Genomic DNA, 16,686 nt, shown 5'->3' on the forward strand with positions numbered 1-16,686 from the left:
GGATGGGCGCCAAAGGGAACGGATGATGTCAGAACCAACGATCGACGCAGAGCTTGTCGCGGCCCACGGGCTGAAGCCCGATGAATACCAGCGCATCCTGCAGATCATCGGCCGCACCCCCAGCTTCACCGAGCTTGGCATCTTCTCGGCGATGTGGAACGAGCATTGCTCCTACAAGTCGTCGAAGAAATGGCTGCGCACCCTGCCCACCACCGGCCCGCAGGTGATCTGCGGCCCGGGCGAAAACGCGGGCGTGGTGGATATCGGCGACGGGCAGGCGATCATCTTCAAGATGGAAAGCCACAACCACCCCTCCTACATCGAGCCGCATCAGGGCGCGGCCACCGGGGTGGGGGGCATCCTGCGCGATGTGTTCACCATGGGCGCGCGCCCCATCGCCGCAATGAACGCGCTCAGCTTCGGAGAGCCGTCCCATCCCAAGACCGCGCATCTGGTCAAGGGCGTGGTCGAGGGCGTCGGCGGCTACGGCAACGCCTTCGGCGTGCCCACCATCGGCGGCGAGGTGCGCTTCCACCGCAGCTACAACGGCAACTGCCTGGTCAACGCCTTTGCGGCGGGCCTCGCCGATGCCGACAAGATCTTCTACTCGGTGGCCTCGGGCGTGGGGATGCCGGTGGTCTACCTCGGCGCCAAGACCGGGCGCGACGGCGTCGGCGGCGCCACCATGGCCTCGGCCGAATTCGACGACACCATCGAGGACAAGCGCCCCACCGTGCAGGTCGGAGACCCCTTCACCGAAAAGCGCCTGCTGGAGGCCTGCCTGGAACTGATGGCCTCGGGCGCCGTGATCTCGATCCAGGACATGGGGGCGGCCGGCCTCACCTGTTCGGCGGTGGAAATGGGCGACAAGGGCGGCCTTGGCATCCGCTTGCAGCTTGACGACGTGCCGCAGCGCGAAACCCGGATGACCGCCTACGAGATGATGCTGTCGGAATCCCAGGAACGGATGCTGATGGTCCTGAAGCCCGAGATGGAGGCCGAAGCCCGCGCGATCTTCGTGAAATGGGATCTCGATTTTGCCATCGTCGGCGAAACCATCCCCGAAGACCGCTTCCTGATCCTGCACGGCAACGAGGTGAAGGCCGACCTGCCGCTGTCGAAACTCGCCTCCTCCGCCCCGGAATACGACCGGCCATGGGTCGAAACCCCCGCCGCCGCGCCGCTGGGCGATGTGCCCGCCATCGACGCGATCGACGCCCTGCGTGCGCTGATCGGGTCGCCCAGCTACGCCCACAAGGCCTGGGTGTGGGAACAATACGACAGCATGGTGATGGCCGACACCGTGGTGGCCCCCGGCCTCGGGGCCGGCGTGGTGCGGGTGCACGGCACGCCCAAGGCGCTTGCCTTCACCAGCGACGTGACCCCGCGCTACGTCAAGGCAAACCCCTACGAGGGCGGCAAGCAGGCGGTGGCCGAAGCCTGGCGCAACCTCTGCGCCGTCGGCGCCCTCCCCCTTGCCACCACCGACAACCTGAACTTCGGCAACCCCGAAAAGCCCGAGATCATGGGCCAGCTGGTCGGCGCCATCAAGGGCATCGGCGAGGCCTGCATCGCGCTCGACATGCCGATCGTGTCGGGCAACGTCTCGCTCTACAACGAAACCGACGGCACCGGCATCCTGCCCACCCCCACCATCGGCGCGGTCGGCCTGCTGACCAGCCTCGATGACCTGATCGCGGGCCACCCCGCCGCGGGCGACGCCGCCCTGGTGATCGGCACGACCCATGGCCATCTCGGCCAGTCCGCCCTGCTGGCCGAGGCGTTCGGCATCGAGGCGGGCGACGCCCCCCCGGTCGATCTCGCGGCCGAGCGTCGCCACGGCGACTTCCTGCGCGCCCACCGCTGCCACATCCGTGCCGCCACCGACCTGTCGGACGGCGGTCTGGCCCTGGCCGCCTTCGAGATGGCCGAAGCCGCGGGCCTCGGCCTGACGCTCGCGGCAGACGACATCGCCACCCTCTACGGCGAAGACCAGGCGCGCTACCTCGTGGCCTGCGCCCCGTCCGAGGCCGAGGCCCTGCAGGCCGCAGGCCGCGCCGCGGGCGTTCCCGTCGCAATCGTGGGCAGCTTTGGCGGCGATGCCGTCCGATTGGGCAGCAGCCACGCCGCCCTGGCCGAACTTTCCGCCCTCTACCGCAGCGCCTTCGCCGCCGCCCTGACCTGACCTTGCGAACGGACTGCCCCGGGGTTACATCTTGGGGCAGACCGCAGAACAGGATGCCCGACCATGGCCATGGAAGCCCGCGACATCGAAAACCTGATCCGGGAAACCTTCCCCAACGCCCGGATCACCATCACCGACCTCGCCGGTGACGGCAACCACTGGGCGGCCGAAGTGATCGACGAAAGCTTCAAGGGCCTGAACCGCGTCCAGCAGCAGCGCGCCGTCTATGCGAGCCTCAAGGGCAAGATGGACGGGGCGCATGGCGAACTCCACGCCCTCGCGCTGACCACCAAGGCCCCCGAATAACCGACCCTGCGCTGCCCCCGACCGCAGCCCCCACCCAACCGCGCCACAACCCCGAGGACACCAGATGAGCACCGCCGAAGACCAGATCCGTGACACCGTGACCAAGAACGACGTCGTGCTCTTCATGAAGGGCACGAAGGCCATGCCGCAATGCGGCTTCTCCAGCCGCGTCGCGGGCGTGCTGAACTTCATGGGCGTCGATTTTGCCGACGTCAACGTGCTGGCCGACGCCGACATCCGCCAGGGCATCAAGGACTTCTCCGACTGGCCGACCATCCCGCAGCTTTACGTCAAGGGCGAATTCGTCGGCGGCTGCGACATCGTCACCGAGATGACCCTGTCGGGCGAACTCGATGCCCTGTTCGAGGCCAAGGGCGTCACCTACGACAAGGCCGCCGCCGACAAGATCCGCGAAGCCAACGCCTGACCACCCGCACCGTCGCCCGGAAATTTCACACCTTCGCTTTGCGCTTTCACCTTTGCGCAAATATCCTCGGGGGGAAGGCCCGGATGCAATCCGGGCCTGCGGGGGGCAGACAGCCCCCCTTCCGCCCGGCGCCCCGCAGACAGGCCGATCAACGGCGGGCAGGGCCGTAGCTCCGCGGGCAGGCCGAGGGGTATGCGCCCCGCACGCAGGCCGGAGCGCCCGGATCGGCCCTTCGGCGTCAGGCCTCCGCACGCTCCTCCACCGCTGCCGCCATTGCCTCGGCACGGGCGGCGATTTCTGCCAGCGCCTCAGTGACCTCGGCCGGAATCACCGGCACCTCGATGCGCAGCGGCGCGGGCAGCGGGCGGGCCTCGACCTCGGCCATGCGTGCCTTCAGCACGCGCAGCTCGTCCTCCAGCGCCGCCGTCTTGTCGGCCAGCATCAGCCCCGCCATCAGCAGCATCCGCCCCTCGGGCACCCGCCCCATCTGCGCCACCAGCGGCTGCGCCTCGATGTCGAGCATCGCGGCGGCAGATCGCAGGAAGTGCTCTTCGCCGGTCTGGCAGGCAACCTGAAAGGTCCGTCCGCCGATGGTGATGTCAAGCTCGGGCATCGTCGGGAACCTCCTTGGTCTGCGGGGCCGCCCCGGTCGGCGGCATCTCGATCAGCGGCGCGAGTTCGGCCAGTATCTCATCCAGTTCGGCGGTTTCCGACAGCCGGGTGGCGCGCAGCGCCTCAAGCTCGGCAAGCATCGCCTTGTTGATCATCTGCGGGTCGGCCTGACCGCCGGTCTGCGCCTCGCGCAGCACGCGCAGCTGTTCGCGCAACTGCACCGTGGTCTTGCGCATCCGCTGCAGGTCCAGCCCCTGCACGTCCAGCTGCCGCGTCATCCTTGCCACCTGCGCCTCAAGCCGCGCCACGGCCTGTGCCTCGCGTTCCTTCACCGCGCGCAGCCGCGCCGAAAGCTGGGCGTTGGCGGTGCGTTCCTCGTCCAGCGCCGCCTGAAGCCCCTCGTCCACGCCAGCGGGGCCTGCAACCGTCGCTGTGGCCTCGGCCGCCGCTGCCGGTTCGGCCGCCATCCGGTCCAGCCCCTTGCCGATCCGCTCGAGCGCGGCGGTGATCCGGCGCTCCAGCTCTGAAATATCGCTCATCTTCTGCCCCTTCCGGTTCCAGCCCCGCCCCGGCGCGGCGAATCGGCCTTTTTCCCGATGTTCCCTGATCTTATCCCAAAGCAAACGGCAAATGCGCCCCCCTTTCCGCCCGGCCCCGCCCCGGTCCGCTTGATCTTGCCGCCCGGGCTGATATGCACCTGCCGGAAACCCCGACACCGACCCCCGACCCCCGACCCCCGACCCCAGCAGACGAAGGACAAGACCTTGGACATTGCAAGCCTGCGCGCCCAGCACCCCGATCATTGGACCAAAGCCTGCGCCATCCGCACCCTGACGCTCGATGCGGTCGCCGCCGCGAACTCGGGTCATTCCGGAATGCCGATGGGGATGGCCGACGTGGCGACCGTGCTGTGGGAAAAGCACCTGAGCTTCGACGCCGCCGCCCCCGACTGGCCGAACCGCGACCGCTTCATCCTGTCGGCGGGGCATGGCTCGATGCTGCTCTATGCGCTGCTGCACCTGACCGGCTTTGCCGACATGACGCTGGCGCAGGTCAAGAACTTCCGCCAGTGGGGCGCCATCACCGCAGGCCACCCCGAATACGGCCACGCCAAGGGCATCGAGACCACGACCGGCCCGCTGGGCCAGGGCATCGCCAATGCCGTGGGCTTTGCCATGGCCGAGGAATCGCTGCGCGCCCGCTGGGGCTCGAAGGTCATCGACCATTACACCTATGTCATCGCGGGCGACGGCTGCCTGATGGAAGGCATCAGCCAGGAGGCGATCGGCCTTGCGGGCAAGCATCAGCTTTCGCGCCTGATCGTGCTGTGGGACAACAACGGCATCACAATCGACGGCAAGGTGGCGCTGTCGGATGTCACCGACCAGAGCGCCCGTTTCGCCGCCTCGGGGTGGAACGTGTTTTCCTGCGACGGCCATGACCCCGCCGACATCGACCGCGCCATCACCGCCGCCAAGGCCTCGCCCCGCCCGGCCTTTGTCGCCTGCAAGACCCATATCGCGCTGGGGTCATCGGCGCAGGACACGTCGAAAGGCCACGGCGCGCTGACCGACGCCAAGCTGGTCGCCGACACCAAGGCCGCCTATGGCTGGCCCCATGCCGCCTTCGAGATTCCGGCCGATGTCAAATCGGCGTGGGAGGCGATCGGCGCCCGCGGTGCCGCCGCCCGCACCGCATGGGAGGCGCGGCTGGCCGCCCTGCCCGCCGCAAAGCAGGCCGAGTTCCGCCGCATCTTCGCGGGCGACGCCCCGGCGAAACTTTCCGGCGTGATCCGCGCGCTGAAGAAATCGGCCGTGGAAACCGCCCCCAAGGTCGCCACCCGCCGCGCCTCGGAACTGGTGCTGGAAGCCGTCAACCCGGTGATGGGCGAAACCATCGGCGGTTCCGCCGACCTGACCGGGTCGAACAACACCAAGACCGCCGACCTTGGCGTGTTCGACCCGCTGAACCGCAAGGGCCGCTACGTCTATTACGGCATCCGCGAACACGGCATGGCGGCGGCGATGAACGGCATGGCGCTCCATGGCGGGGTGCGGCCCTATGGCGGTACCTTCATGTGCTTCACCGATTACGCCCGCCCGTCGATGCGGCTTTCGGCGCTGATGGGCATTCCGGTGGTTTATGTCATGACGCATGATTCCATCGGTCTGGGCGAGGATGGCCCGACCCACCAGCCGGTCGAACACCTGGCGATCAGCCGCGCCACGCCCAACACATGGGTGTTCCGCCCCGCCGATCTGGTCGAAACCGCCGAGGCCTGGGAATGTGCGCTGACCGCGAAAACCACGCCCTCGGTGCTGGCGCTCAGCCGCCAGAACCTTTCCGCCGTGCGCAAGACCCACACCAACCAGAACCTGACCGCCAAGGGCGCCTATGTGCTGGCCGAGGCGACCGGCAAGCGGCTGGCGATCCTGATCGCCTCCGGGTCCGAGGTCGAGATTGCGCTGAAGGCCCGTGACCTGCTGGAGGCGCAGGGCATCGGCACCCGCGTCGTCTCGATGCCCTGCATGGAGCTGTTTGCCGAACAGGACGAGGCGTATCGCAAGAAGGTGCTGCCCGCTGGCGCGGTGCGTGTCGCCATCGAGGCCGGCGTGCGGCAGGGCTGGGACCGCTGGCTGCTGGGCGAGCGCGGCCGCGACGGCAAATGCGATTTCGTCGGCATGTCCGGCTTTGGCGCATCGGCCCCGGCCGAACGGCTTTATGCCGAATTCGGCATTACCGCCGAGGCGGCGGCCGAGAAGGTCAAGGCGCTGCTCTGACTTCATCTCAAACATGAAGAAACCGCCGCAACCCCTTGTTGCGGCGGCATCAATGTTCGGATTGCGCCTTGTCGCGACGGAATAATCGGCGGGCCAGCCCAAGGATCGGCCCGACCACCCACTTGGCCACCGGGATCAGCGCGAGGCCAAGTATCAGCCCGAACACGCCATCCAGTGCGGCCTTGGTGATCCACTCCACCGTCGCCACCGCTTGCGGCACCATCTGCCCGGCCAGCGCCGCCCAGTCGTGGATGTGGTGCCCGAGCCAGCCGAACCCCAGCACCTCCATCCCGTGGATCACGATCGACCCGCCGACCCACAGCATCGCCGCCGTGCCGACCGTTGACAGCAGGGTCAAGAACCCCGGCATCGCCTTCACCAGCCCGCGCCCGAAGGCGCGGGTCGGCCGGTAGCGCCCCCGCAAGCTCATGTGCAGCCCCAGATCGTCGGCCTTCACGATCAGCGCCACCCCGCCATAGACCACGGCGGTGATGCCGATGCCCACGACGGCCAGCGTCACCGCCTCCATTACCAGACTGCCCGGCGGAATCGCCGCCAGCGCAATGGTCATGATTTCCGCCGACAGGATGAAATCGGTCTTGATCGCTCCGGCGACCTTGCTTTCCTCCAGATGTGCCGGGTCTTCGACAGCGGCCTCGACGCCATGGTCATCGGGCGGATAAAGCTTGTGGGCGATCTTCTCTGCGCCCTCGAAACACAGGTATGACCCGCCGATCATCAGAAGCGGCGTGATCGCCTGCGGCGCGAAGTTCGACAGCACCAGCGCGGCCGGCAGCAGGATCACCAGCTTGTTGCGCAGCGACCCCTTGGTGATGCGCCAGATGATCGGCAGTTCGCGGTCGGCGTCAAAGCCGTGGACGTATTTCGGCGTCACCGCGGCGTCGTCGATCACCACGCCCGCCGCCTTGGCCCCGGCCTTGGCCGCCCCCGCCGCCACATCGTCGATCGAGGCCGCAGCCACCTTGGCAATCGCCGCCACATCATCCAGCAGCGCCAGCAAACCGCTCATCGAACATTCCTCATCTGTTGTGCGGCCACCCTAGCCGAACTGCATTGCAGCGGAAACGGCAAAACCCCGGGGCGGCCGCGCCAAGCCGCCTTCTCTCTGCCGCAGACCTGCACTATCGTCGGCACCGAACGGCCCCTCCCCCCGGCCAGCATCCGAGGTTTCGTGTCCAACCGCACCACGCTCATCCTGGCCGGCCTGATCCTTGGCTGCGTTGCGCTGGACGCGATGGCCTTCGGCGGGCAGGGTTTCCTGTTTCTGGCGCGCAAGATGACCGAACTGGTCGAATATCTGGCGTTCTGGCGTTGATCCGGGCATTGCCCGGTTGAAATCCGGCGGGTTCCGCGAAAGGTGTCCGCATCAGGCGCGGCCGGATTCGGCCCATTGAGCAAGGAGTTTGCAATGACCGTCAAAGTGGCAATCAACGGCTTCGGCCGCATCGGGCGCAACGTGCTGCGCGCCATCATCGAATCGGGGCGCACCGACATCGAGGTGGTGGCGATCAACGATCTGGGTCCGGTGGAAACCAACGCCCACCTGCTGCGCTTCGATTCGGTGCATGGCCGCTTCCCCGCCACGGTGACCACCACCGCCACCACGATCGACGTAGGCCGCGGCCCGATCGAGGTTTCCGCGATCCGCAACCCGGCCGAGCTGCCCTGGGGCCATATCGACATCGTGCTGGAATGCACCGGCATCTTCACCGACAAGGACAAGGCGCAAATCCACCTCCAGAACGGCGCGCGCCGCGTGCTGGTCTCGGCGCCCTCGACCGGGGCCGACAAGACCATCGTCTATGGCGTCAACCACGACACCCTGACCGCCGCCGACCTGATCGTGTCGAACGCCTCCTGCACCACCAACTGCCTTGCTCCGGTGGCGCAGGTGCTGCATCAGGCCGTGGGCATCACCCGCGGCTTCATGACCACGATCCACAGCTACACCGGCGACCAGCCGACGCTCGACACGATGCACAAGGATCTGTATCGCGCCCGCGCCGCAGCCCTGTCGATGATCCCGACCTCCACCGGGGCGGCCAAGGCGGTGGGTCTGGTGCTGCCCGAACTGAAGGGCAAGCTTGACGGCGTGGCGATCCGGGTGCCGACGCCCAACGTCTCGGTCGTCGATCTGGTGTTCGAGGCGTCGCGCACCACCACGGTCGAGGAGATCAATGACGCTATCCGCACCGCCGCGAATGGCCGCCTGAAGGGCATCCTGGGCTTCACCGACCAGCCCAATGTCAGCACCGATTTCAACCACGACCCACATTCCTCGATCTTCCACATGGATCAGACCAAGGTGATGGATGGCACGATGGTGCGGATCCTGAGCTGGTACGACAACGAATGGGGCTTCTCCAACCGCATGGCCGACACCGCCGTGGCGATGGGCAAGCTGATCTGAACCCGCCGGGCAGGCGGGGCCACCCTCGCCTGCCCGCCACCGCCGTGCAAGCCATGCACCCAGCGCATGACGGCAGGCGCCCACGACGGGTTGTTAGCGCAACCATGACGCATACATTCCGGACAGAGGCTGCGGAAACCTTCTCCGCACCACCTGCCGAAAGGACGCGCCGTGAAATCCCTGATCGAAACCCTGCTTACCGCCGCCCGAAACCGGACCCGCTACCGCCGGACCCGTTACGCGCTGGCTCGCCTGCCGCTGGACACCAGGCTCGACCTCGACATCTACGAAGGCGACATCGACCGCATCGCCCGCAAGGCTGTCTGGGGGTGAGGCGTTCCGGACCTTCCGGGGGAACGTCCGGAACGCCGAAAGCACGGCTTCAAGGGCCGGGCCGGGAGAGGCGCGAACAGAAAACCTCTGAACCGAATGCACGACCGGGCCAAAACCCCTCCGCCGCAGCCTTCAGGCGTAACGTTCCACCAGTGCTTCCTGCACCGCCGGCGTGACGAACTTCGACACGTCGCCGCCAAGCCGGGCAATCTCCTTCACCAGCTTCGAGGCGATCGCCTGCCGCCGCACGTCGGCCATCAGGAACACCGTCTCGATGCTGGCATCCAGCGCGCGGTTCATGCCCACCATCTGGAATTCGTATTCGAAATCTGCCACCGCACGCAGGCCGCGCAGGATGATCCCGGCGCCGACATCGCGGGCGCAGTCGATCAGCAGGTTCTCGAACGGATGCACCACGATCTCGCCGCCGGTCTTCGCGACGATCCCGGCGCATTCGGCCTCGACCATGGCGACGCGCTGCTCCAGCGGGAACAGCGGGCCCTTGTCGCGGTTGATCGCCACCCCGATCACCAGCCGGTCCACCAGCGCCATGGCACGCTGGATGATATCCACATGCCCCAGGGTGACCGGATCGAAGGTTCCGGGATAAAGACCGATGCGCATGGGCGTCCCCGCTGTTGCTTGCCGGCGCACGCAACAATATCGCGCCGGGCAATGCAAGCCTGATCTGCGCCGCCCGCTGCGGTTCAGAATCCCTTGATCATGCCTTCCAGTGCGCCCATTTCCATCTCAAGCTCCGACAGCCGTGCCTTTACCACGTCGCCGATCGAGATCACCCCCACCATGGCGTCGCCGTCCATCACCGGCATGTGGCGGAACCGGCCGTCGGTCATGCGCTGCATCACCTGAACCGCCGGGTCCTGGCGGGCACAGGCGACGATCCGCGCCGTCATGATCGATTCTACCGGCTGGGTCAGGACCGACGGCCCCTTGCGCCCCAGTTCGCGCACGATGTCGCGTTCCGACAGGATGCCGTCGACCTGCCTGCCATCGGCCGTCACGATCAGCGCCCCGATCCGCCGCGCCGACAGCAGCGCCACGGCAGCCGCCACCGTGGTGCCGGGGGCCACCGTGACCACCGCGCTGTCCGACTTCGAGTTCAGGATCTGTTGAACAAGCATCGCATTCCTCCCTGACTGCGGCGTGCCGCCCGGCTCCGGCCTCCGGGGCAATCGAATGTGACAAGCGTCAGCCCCATGCGACATTCTGTCAAGTCAAAGCTTCCAGACGGGCCACCTCGCGCCGTATCCCCTGCAACAGCAGGTCGGCAAATCGGGTCAGCCGCTCCAGCCGGCCATCATCGGCGTGCCGGATCAGCCAGAAGGTGCGGGTGAGCGCGATCTCGCCCTCCAGCACCTTCACCAGTTCGGGGGCCGAGGGCATGGCGAAATCATGCACGATGCCCAACCCGGCGCCATGGCGCAGCCAGTTCAGCTGCACCGAAACCGAGTTCGAGGCCAGCGGCACCGGCCCCGCGCCGATCCCGGTCAGATAGTCCAGTTCCTTGTCGAAGATCATGTCGGCGATGTAGCCGACCATGCGGTGCCCTGCCAGATCCTCGCGCGTGCGCAGCGGTGCGGCCTGCGCCAGATAGGCGCGGCTCGCCGCCAGATGGAGCCGGTAATCGGTCACCTTCTGCACGGTCAGGCGACCCGCCTCGGGGCGGCTGACGGCAATCGCCATGTCGGCCTCGCGCTTCGACAGGTTGAAGACGCGCGGCAGGGCGACGATCTGCACCTCCAGCCCCGGATTGGCATCGCAGATCGCGGCCAGCACCTGCGGCAGCAGGTAGTTGGCGCAGCCGTCCGGCGCGCCGATCCGCACCTGGCCCGACAACGCGCCGGGCGTGCCGCGCAGCGCCTCCTCGGCCCCCGCCATCGCCTGTTCGGCGCGTTCGGCATGGGTCAGCAGGCGCTGGCCGTCCTCGGTCAGCAGATACCCCTGCGGCGAACGGGTGAACAGCCGCGCCGCCAGCGCCTCCTCCAGCCGGGAAACACGGCGCCCCAGCGTCGCCGGGTCAAGCCGCAGCGCCTTGCCGGCACCCGACAGGCTTTCGGCCCGCGCCACTGCCAGAAACAACCGCAGGTCGTCCCAATCCATGCCATACCTGCAATTCTGCAAAACGCTTTTGGAAACTTGCCCCTTTATCGGGCAATTTTGCAAGCCTATCCTGCGGCCAGCAAATCGGGAGGATTCCATGAAAGATCTCAGCCACTGGATCAACGGCCGTCACGTCGCGGGCACCTCGGGGCGTTTCGCCGACGTGTTCAACCCGGCCACCGGCGAGGTGCAGGCGCGTGTGCCGCTGGCCTCGAAGGCCGAGCTTGACGTGGCGGTGGCCGACGCCGCAGCGGCGCAGGTGAAATGGGGCGCCACCAACCCGCAGAAACGCGGCCGGGTGATGATGGCGCTGGTAGGCCTGATCAACCGCGACATGGACAAGCTTGCCGAGGCGCTGAGCCGCGAACACGGCAAGACGCTGCCCGACGCCAAGGGCGACATCCAGCGCGGGCTGGAGGTGATCGAATACTGCATCAACGCGGCACAGATGCTGAAGGGCGAATTCACCGACAGCGCCGGCCCCGGCATCGACATGTATTCGATGCGCCAACCGCTGGGCGTGGCGGCGGGCATCACGCCGTTCAACTTCCCCGCGATGATCCCGCTGTGGAAGATGGGCCCGGCGCTGGCCTGCGGCAACGCCTTCATCCTCAAACCGTCCGAGCGCGACCCCTCGGTGCCGCTGATGCTGGCCGAGCTGTTCCAGGAGGCGGGCCTGCCCGACGGCGTGCTGCAGGTGATCAACGGCGACAAGGAGGCGGTCGATGCCATCCTCGACAACCCGACCGTCGCCGCGATCGGCTTTGTCGGCTCGACCCCGATCGCGGAATACATCTATGGCCGCGGCTGTTCCAACGGCAAGCGGGTCCAGTGTTTCGGCGGGGCCAAGAACCACATGATCATCATGCCGGATGCCGATCTGGATCAGGCCGCCGATGCGCTGGTGGGGGCCGGCTACGGGGCGGCGGGCGAACGCTGCATGGCGATCTCGGTCGCGGTGCCGGTGGGGGCGGCCACGGCGGATGCCCTGATCGCCAAGCTGATCCCGCGGATCGAAAAGCTGAAGGTCGGCCCCTTCACCGCCGGCAATGATGTCGATTACGGCCCGGTGGTTACGGCCGCCGCCAAGGCCAACATCCTGCGGCTGGTGCAGTCAGGCGTCGATCAGGGCGCGACGCTGGTGGTCGATGGCCGCGACTTCAGCCTGCAGGGCTACGAGAGCGGCTATTTCGTCGGCCCGCACCTGTTCGACCACGTCACGACCGACATGGATATCTATCGCAAGGAAATCTTCGGGCCGGTGCTGTCCACCGTCCGGGCCGAGACCTACGAGCAGGCGCTGGGTTATGCGATGGATCATGAATACGGCAACGGCACCGCGATCTTCACCCGCGACGGCGACACGGCGCGCGATTTCGCCAACCGGGTCAACGTGGGCATGATCGGGATCAACGTGCCGATTCCGGTGCCGCTGGCTTACCACACCTTCGGTGGCTGGAAGAAATCCGGCTTCGGTGACCTCAATCAGCACGGGCCGGATGCGTTCCGTTTCTATACCCGGACCAAGACGATCACCTCGCGCTGGCCGAGCGGGATCAAGGAAGGCTCCGCCTTCAACTTCAAGGCGATGGACTGACGGTGCGGGGCGGGATTTTAACGCGTGAAATCCCGCCCAACCACTTGATCCCGCCACTTTTTCCGTTTCCTGTTAACGATACGTCAACCAATCGAGGCCGTCATGGATTTCGCCCTGAGCGAGGAACAGCACGCCATTTTCGACATGGCGCACGCCTTCGGGCAAAGCCACATCGCGCCCCATGCAAGGGCATGGGAGGCGGCGGGCACCATTCCCAGGGCGCTGTGGCCCGAGGTGGCGGCGCTGGGGCTGGGCGGGCTTTACGTTTCCGAAGACCATGGCGGCACCGGGCTGACCCGGCTTGACGCGACGCTGGTGTTCGAGGCGCTGAGCATGGCCTGCCCGGCGGTCGCGGCGTTCCTGTCGATCCACAACATGTGCGGTGGGATGATCGACAAGTTCGCCAGCCCCGAAACCAAAGCCGCCCGCCTGCCCGCCCTCTGCGCGATGGAGGCGGTCTATTCCTATTGCCTGACCGAACCGGGGTCAGGCTCGGATGCCGCCGCCCTGCGGACAAGGGCCGAGCGGACCAATGACGGCTGGAGCCTGACCGGCACCAAGGCCTTCATCTCGGGCGGCGGCTATTCGGATGCCTATATCGTGATGGCGCGCAGCGGCGGCGAGGGCGCCAAGGGCATCTCGGCGCTGATCGTCGATGACGGCGCGCCGGGCCTTTCCTTCGGCGGGCTGGAGGACAAGATGGGCTGGCGGGCGCAGCCGACCCGGGCGGTGCAGCTTGACGCCTGCGCCGTGCCTGCGGGCAACCTGCTGGGCGAGGAGGGGCGCGGCTTTGCCTATGCCATGGCGGGGCTGGACGGCGGGCGGCTGAACATCGCGGCCTGCGCGCTTGGGGCGGCGCAGGCGGCGCTGAATGCCACCATGACCTACATGCACGAGCGCAAGGCGTTCGGCCGCAGCCTCGACGGCTTTCAGGCGTTGCAGTTCCGGCTGGCGGACATGGAGGTGCGGCTGCAATCGTCGCGCATCTTCCTGCGGCAGGCGGCGTGGAAGCTGGATCAGGGCGCGGCGGATGCCACCAGGTTCTGCGCCATGGCCAAGCTTTACGTCACCGACGCGGCGTTCGAAGTCGCCAACCAATGCCTGCAACTGCACGGCGGCTACGGCTACCTGGCCGATTACGGGATCGAGAAGATCGTGCGCGACCTGCGGGTGCACCAGATCCTTGAAGGCACCAACGAAATCATGCGCCTGATCATCTCGCGCCAGATGCTGGCCGACCGGGTATGAGCGAAACATGGGCATGAGCGACATCGAGATCCGCATCGCGGGCCGCGCCGGGCGCATCACCCTGAACCGCCCCGCCGCACTGAACGCGCTGAGCGAGCCGATGTGTGCCGCGCTGGATGCAGCACTGGTCGGCTGGCAGGATGACCCGGCGGTGGAACTGGTGGTGATCGACGCGGCGGGGCCGCGCGCCTTCTGCGCCGGGGGCGACATTGCCGAGCTTTACGCGCGCGGCATCGCGGGCGATCACGCCCACGGGCAGGCGTTCTGGCGCGACGAATACCGCATGAACGCCCGGATTGCCGAATATCCCAAGCCGGTGGTCACCCTGATGCAGGGTTTCACCATGGGCGGCGGCGTGGGGGTCGGCTGCCATGCCAGCCACCGCATCGTCGGGGATTCGACGCAGATCGCCATGCCGGAATGCGGCATCGGCCTTGTGCCCGATGTCGGCGGCAGTTTTCTGCTGGCGCGCGGGCCGGGGCGGATGGGGGCCTGGCTTGGGACGACGGGCACGCGGATGGGGCCGGGCGACGCAATCTACGCCGGGTTTGCCGATGTGTTCGTGCCCGAGGCCGACTGGCCCGCGCTGACGGCGGCGCTGGAAGCGGGCGGCATTGCGGCGCTGGACGGTTTGGTGCGCCCTGCCCCGGCCGGCCGCCTGCCCGGGTTGCAGGCCGAAATCGACCGCAGTTTCGCCGCCCCCACGCTGGCGGAAATCATCGCCGGTCTGGCGGCGGACAGCAGCGATTTCGCGGCGGAAACCCGCAAGGCGCTGGCGCGCGTCTCGCCGCTGGCCGCCGCCTGCGCGCTGGAAATGCAGCAGCGGCTCGGCCCGGCACCCGACCTGCGGCGGGCGCTGGAACTGGAATACCGCTTCACCCACCGCGCGCAGGCGATGGGCGATTTTCTCGAAGGCATCCGCGCCGCGATCATCGACAAGGACCGCAGGCCGCGCTGGCGCCATGCCGATGTCGCCGCAGTGACCCCGGCCGAGATTGCCGCTATGCTGGCACCGCTTGGCCCCGAGGGCCTGAGCTTTGCCGATTGACCCGCATTACAGGAGCAAACCCATGCAGATCGCCTTCATCGGCCTTGGCAACATGGGCGGCCCGATGGCCGCCAACCTCGCCCGCGCCGGGCATGTGGTGACCGGGTTCGACACCTTCGCCCCGATGCCCGCCGGCGTGACCGCGGCCGCAACCGCCGCCGAGGCGGCGCGCACCGCCGAGGTCGTGATCACCATGCTGCCCAACGGCACCATCCTGCGCGCCGTGGCGAAAGAGGTGATTCCGGCGATGCGGCCGGGCGCGGTGCTGTGCGACTGCTCGACCGTCGATGTCGAAAGCGCGGTGTGGGTGGCGGGGGCGGCCGCGGCGGCGGGGCTGGGTGCGCTGGATGCGCCGGTGTCGGGCGGGGTCGGCGGCGCGGCGGCGGGCACGCTGACCTTCATGGCGGGCGGACCGGATGCGGCCTTCGCCACCGTGGCGCCGCTGTTTGACGTGATGGGGCAGAAGGCGGTGCATTGCGGCAAGGCGGGGGCCGGGCAGGCCGCCAAGATCTGCAACAACATGATCCTCGGCGCCACGATGATCGCCACCTGCGAGGCGTTCGCGCTGGCCGACAAGCTGGGGCTGGACCGGGCGCGGATGTTCGACGTGGTCTCGACCTCGTCAGGGTCGAGCTGGTCGATGAACGCCTATTGCCCGGCACCCGGAATCGGCCCGAAGTCGCCCGCCGACAACGGCTACCGCCCCGGATTCGCGGCGGAACTGATGCTGAAGGACCTGCGGTTGGCGCAGCAGGCCGCCGAGTCGGTGGATGCCGACACGCCGATGGGCGCGCTGGCGGCCGAGCTTTACACGTCCTTCGTGGAACGCGAGGGCGGGCGCGGGATGGACTTTTCGGCCATGCTGCCACGCTTTGAAAAGCGCGGGCGCGGCTGATGGCCTGGGTGGCCGAGGCGGGGCTGAACGGCCTGCCAGACCGCGCGCGGCAGGCGCTGGACGCCCTGCCCCGCCAGACCCTGCCGCGCGGCACCCCGATGTTCCACCCCGGCGACGTGGCGCAGGGGTTCACCGTGGTGCTGTCGGGCCGGATCGAGGTGTTCCTGACCGGCCCCACCGGGCGCGAGATCCTGCTCTACGCGATCGAGCCGGGGCAAAGCTGCGTGCAGAGCACGCTCGGCCTGCTGGGCGGCGAGACCTATTCCGGCGAGGCGATCGCCGCCACCGACTGCACGCTGGTGCTGATTCCCAAGGCGCTGTTCATGATGCTGATGAACGAGGCGGCCCCGTTCCGCACCTACGTGTTCCAGGCCTTCGCGGCGCGGATGCAGGCGATGACGCTACTGCTGGAACGGGTGGCGTTCCAGCGGGTCGAATGCCGCCTCGCGGGCGCGCTGCTCGATCTGGCCGAGGCCGATACCGTGCTGGCGACACAGGCCGAGCTTGCCGCCCGCATCGGTTCGGCGCGCGAGGTGGTGTCGCGCCGCCTCGACAGTTTCGCGCGGCGCGGCTGGGTCGAGACCGACCGCGGCCGCGTCCGCCTCACCGCCCCCGCCGCCCTGCGCCGCCTGGCCGAAGCCGACGGCCCGGCCTGAACGTGACCAGATCACAGACGACCGACCCCGACCCCGCTAAAGTGCGA

At 67.9% G+C, this 16,686-nt stretch carries 18 protein-coding genes; 12 read left to right on the plus strand and 6 right to left on the minus strand.

Translation table 11 applies throughout. From position 1 onward, the window contains the following. Positions 1–25 precede the first annotated feature (25 nt). The 3 genes from purL (at position 26) to grxD (ending at position 2,918) form a co-directional block, all read left to right on the plus strand. Positions 26–2,185 (plus strand): phosphoribosylformylglycinamidine synthase subunit PurL, encoded by a 2,160-nt coding sequence (gene purL / locus RNZ50_12645; GenBank protein ID MDT8855850.1) that lies wholly within the window; start codon positions 26–28, stop codon positions 2,183–2,185. Between the two features lie 63 nt (positions 2,186–2,248). Further along, complete coding sequence (locus RNZ50_12650) at positions 2,249–2,491, plus strand: BolA/IbaG family iron-sulfur metabolism protein (GenBank protein MDT8855851.1); 243 nt, start codon at positions 2,249–2,251, stop codon at positions 2,489–2,491. A 64-nt stretch (positions 2,492–2,555) separates the two neighbouring features. Next, entirely contained in the window at positions 2,556–2,918 is a 363-nt protein-coding gene (gene grxD / locus RNZ50_12655; GenBank protein MDT8855852.1) for a Grx4 family monothiol glutaredoxin, read from the plus strand. Between the two features lie 238 nt (positions 2,919–3,156). On the opposite strand, the gene RNZ50_12660 is transcribed toward grxD, so the two are convergent. Continuing rightward, complete coding sequence (locus tag RNZ50_12660; protein MDT8855853.1) at positions 3,157–3,531, minus strand: cell division protein ZapA; 375 nt, start codon at positions 3,529–3,531, stop codon at positions 3,157–3,159. Then, entirely contained in the window at positions 3,518–4,069 is a 552-nt protein-coding gene (locus RNZ50_12665; GenBank protein ID MDT8855854.1) for a hypothetical protein, read from the minus strand. Before RNZ50_12665 ends, RNZ50_12660 begins: the two co-directional genes overlap by 14 nt. Positions 4,070–4,294: 225 nt before the next feature. On the opposite strand from RNZ50_12665, the gene tkt reads away from it, so the two are divergent. Next, the gene (gene tkt, locus RNZ50_12670; protein ID MDT8855855.1) at positions 4,295–6,310 is read left to right on the plus strand and encodes a transketolase; all 2,016 of its coding nucleotides are present in this window, start codon (positions 4,295–4,297) and stop codon (positions 6,308–6,310) included. 49 nt (positions 6,311–6,359) lie between these two features. On the opposite strand, the gene RNZ50_12675 is transcribed toward tkt, so the two are convergent. Continuing rightward, a complete protein-coding gene (locus RNZ50_12675; GenBank protein MDT8855856.1) occupies positions 6,360–7,340 on the minus strand; it encodes a DUF808 domain-containing protein in 981 nt (326 codons plus the stop codon). Between the two features lie 162 nt (positions 7,341–7,502). Here RNZ50_12675 and RNZ50_12680 point away from each other — a divergent pair, with 162 nt between their 5' ends. The 3 genes from RNZ50_12680 (at position 7,503) to RNZ50_12690 (ending at position 9,074) form a co-directional block, all read left to right on the plus strand. After that, a complete protein-coding gene (locus RNZ50_12680) occupies positions 7,503–7,646 on the plus strand; it encodes a hypothetical protein (GenBank protein MDT8855857.1) in 144 nt (47 codons plus the stop codon). Between the two features lie 93 nt (positions 7,647–7,739). Next, a complete protein-coding gene (gene gap, locus RNZ50_12685) occupies positions 7,740–8,741 on the plus strand; it encodes a type I glyceraldehyde-3-phosphate dehydrogenase (protein MDT8855858.1) in 1,002 nt (333 codons plus the stop codon). A 171-nt stretch (positions 8,742–8,912) separates the two neighbouring features. Next, a complete protein-coding gene (locus tag RNZ50_12690) occupies positions 8,913–9,074 on the plus strand; it encodes a hypothetical protein (protein ID MDT8855859.1) in 162 nt (53 codons plus the stop codon). 132 nt (positions 9,075–9,206) lie between these two features. Here the strand turns inward: RNZ50_12690 and coaD are convergent, their stop codons facing one another. The 3 genes from coaD to RNZ50_12705 all read right to left on the minus strand — a co-directional run bounded on the left by coaD (position 9,207) and on the right by RNZ50_12705 (position 11,195). Further along, entirely contained in the window at positions 9,207–9,698 is a 492-nt protein-coding gene (coaD, locus tag RNZ50_12695) for a pantetheine-phosphate adenylyltransferase (GenBank protein ID MDT8855860.1), read from the minus strand. A gap of 83 nt (positions 9,699–9,781) precedes the next feature. Next, complete coding sequence (locus RNZ50_12700; GenBank protein MDT8855861.1) at positions 9,782–10,216, minus strand: CBS domain-containing protein; 435 nt, start codon at positions 10,214–10,216, stop codon at positions 9,782–9,784. 88 nt (positions 10,217–10,304) lie between these two features. Beyond that, positions 10,305–11,195, minus strand: a complete 891-nt coding sequence (locus RNZ50_12705; protein MDT8855862.1) for a LysR family transcriptional regulator — start codon at positions 11,193–11,195, stop codon at positions 10,305–10,307. Between the two features lie 97 nt (positions 11,196–11,292). Here RNZ50_12705 and RNZ50_12710 point away from each other — a divergent pair, with 97 nt between their 5' ends. The 5 genes from RNZ50_12710 to RNZ50_12730 all read left to right on the plus strand — a co-directional run bounded on the left by RNZ50_12710 (position 11,293) and on the right by RNZ50_12730 (position 16,639). After that, positions 11,293–12,792 carry a CoA-acylating methylmalonate-semialdehyde dehydrogenase gene (locus RNZ50_12710; protein ID MDT8855863.1) on the plus strand — a complete coding sequence of 500 codons (1,500 nt, stop codon included), beginning with the start codon at positions 11,293–11,295 and terminating at the stop codon, positions 12,790–12,792. 102 nt (positions 12,793–12,894) lie between these two features. Next, positions 12,895–14,040: an acyl-CoA dehydrogenase family protein gene (locus tag RNZ50_12715; protein MDT8855864.1), complete on the plus strand. Its 1,146-nt coding sequence runs from the start codon at positions 12,895–12,897 to the stop codon at positions 14,038–14,040. Positions 14,041–14,053: 13 nt separating this feature from the next. After that, positions 14,054–15,088, plus strand: coding sequence for an enoyl-CoA hydratase/isomerase family protein (locus tag RNZ50_12720; GenBank protein ID MDT8855865.1), 1,035 nt, complete (start codon positions 14,054–14,056; stop codon positions 15,086–15,088). A 22-nt stretch (positions 15,089–15,110) separates the two neighbouring features. Then, positions 15,111–15,983: a 3-hydroxyisobutyrate dehydrogenase gene (mmsB, locus tag RNZ50_12725; GenBank protein MDT8855866.1), complete on the plus strand. Its 873-nt coding sequence runs from the start codon at positions 15,111–15,113 to the stop codon at positions 15,981–15,983. Continuing rightward, on the plus strand, positions 15,983–16,639 hold the full coding sequence (locus tag RNZ50_12730; protein MDT8855867.1) for a Crp/Fnr family transcriptional regulator: 657 nt from the start codon (positions 15,983–15,985) through the stop codon (positions 16,637–16,639). The genes mmsB and RNZ50_12730 overlap by 1 nt, the downstream gene beginning before the upstream one ends. The last annotated feature ends 47 nt before the right edge of the window (positions 16,640–16,686 follow it).

Source organism: Paracoccaceae bacterium Fryx2 (genome assembly GCA_032334235.1).
Taxonomy (GTDB): domain Bacteria; phylum Pseudomonadota; class Alphaproteobacteria; order Rhodobacterales; family Rhodobacteraceae; genus JAVSGI01.

What these genes read in the sequence shown, in the direction of transcription:
- RNZ50_12710 (MDT8855863.1), top strand. Translation starts at nt 11,293, where the DNA reads ATGAAAGATCTCAGCCACTGGATCAACGGCCGTCACGTCGCGGGCACC.
- RNZ50_12675 (MDT8855856.1), bottom strand. Translation starts at nt 7,340, where the DNA reads ATGAGCGGTTTGCTGGCGCTGCTGGATGATGTGGCGGCGATTGCCAAG.
- purL (MDT8855850.1), top strand. Translation starts at nt 26, where the DNA reads ATGTCAGAACCAACGATCGACGCAGAGCTTGTCGCGGCCCACGGGCTG.
- RNZ50_12720 (MDT8855865.1), top strand. Translation starts at nt 14,054, where the DNA reads ATGAGCGACATCGAGATCCGCATCGCGGGCCGCGCCGGGCGCATCACC.
- RNZ50_12660 (MDT8855853.1), bottom strand. Translation starts at nt 3,531, where the DNA reads ATGCCCGAGCTTGACATCACCATCGGCGGACGGACCTTTCAGGTTGCC.
- RNZ50_12715 (MDT8855864.1), top strand. Translation starts at nt 12,895, where the DNA reads ATGGATTTCGCCCTGAGCGAGGAACAGCACGCCATTTTCGACATGGCG.
- coaD (MDT8855860.1), bottom strand. Translation starts at nt 9,698, where the DNA reads ATGCGCATCGGTCTTTATCCCGGAACCTTCGATCCGGTCACCCTGGGG.
- grxD (MDT8855852.1), top strand. Translation starts at nt 2,556, where the DNA reads ATGAGCACCGCCGAAGACCAGATCCGTGACACCGTGACCAAGAACGAC.
- RNZ50_12650 (MDT8855851.1), top strand. Translation starts at nt 2,249, where the DNA reads ATGGCCATGGAAGCCCGCGACATCGAAAACCTGATCCGGGAAACCTTC.
- gap (MDT8855858.1), top strand. Translation starts at nt 7,740, where the DNA reads ATGACCGTCAAAGTGGCAATCAACGGCTTCGGCCGCATCGGGCGCAAC.
- RNZ50_12700 (MDT8855861.1), bottom strand. Translation starts at nt 10,216, where the DNA reads ATGCTTGTTCAACAGATCCTGAACTCGAAGTCGGACAGCGCGGTGGTC.
- RNZ50_12705 (MDT8855862.1), bottom strand. Translation starts at nt 11,195, where the DNA reads ATGGATTGGGACGACCTGCGGTTGTTTCTGGCAGTGGCGCGGGCCGAA.
- RNZ50_12730 (MDT8855867.1), top strand. Translation starts at nt 15,983, where the DNA reads ATGGCCTGGGTGGCCGAGGCGGGGCTGAACGGCCTGCCAGACCGCGCG.
- RNZ50_12665 (MDT8855854.1), bottom strand. Translation starts at nt 4,069, where the DNA reads ATGAGCGATATTTCAGAGCTGGAGCGCCGGATCACCGCCGCGCTCGAG.
- mmsB (MDT8855866.1), top strand. Translation starts at nt 15,111, where the DNA reads ATGCAGATCGCCTTCATCGGCCTTGGCAACATGGGCGGCCCGATGGCC.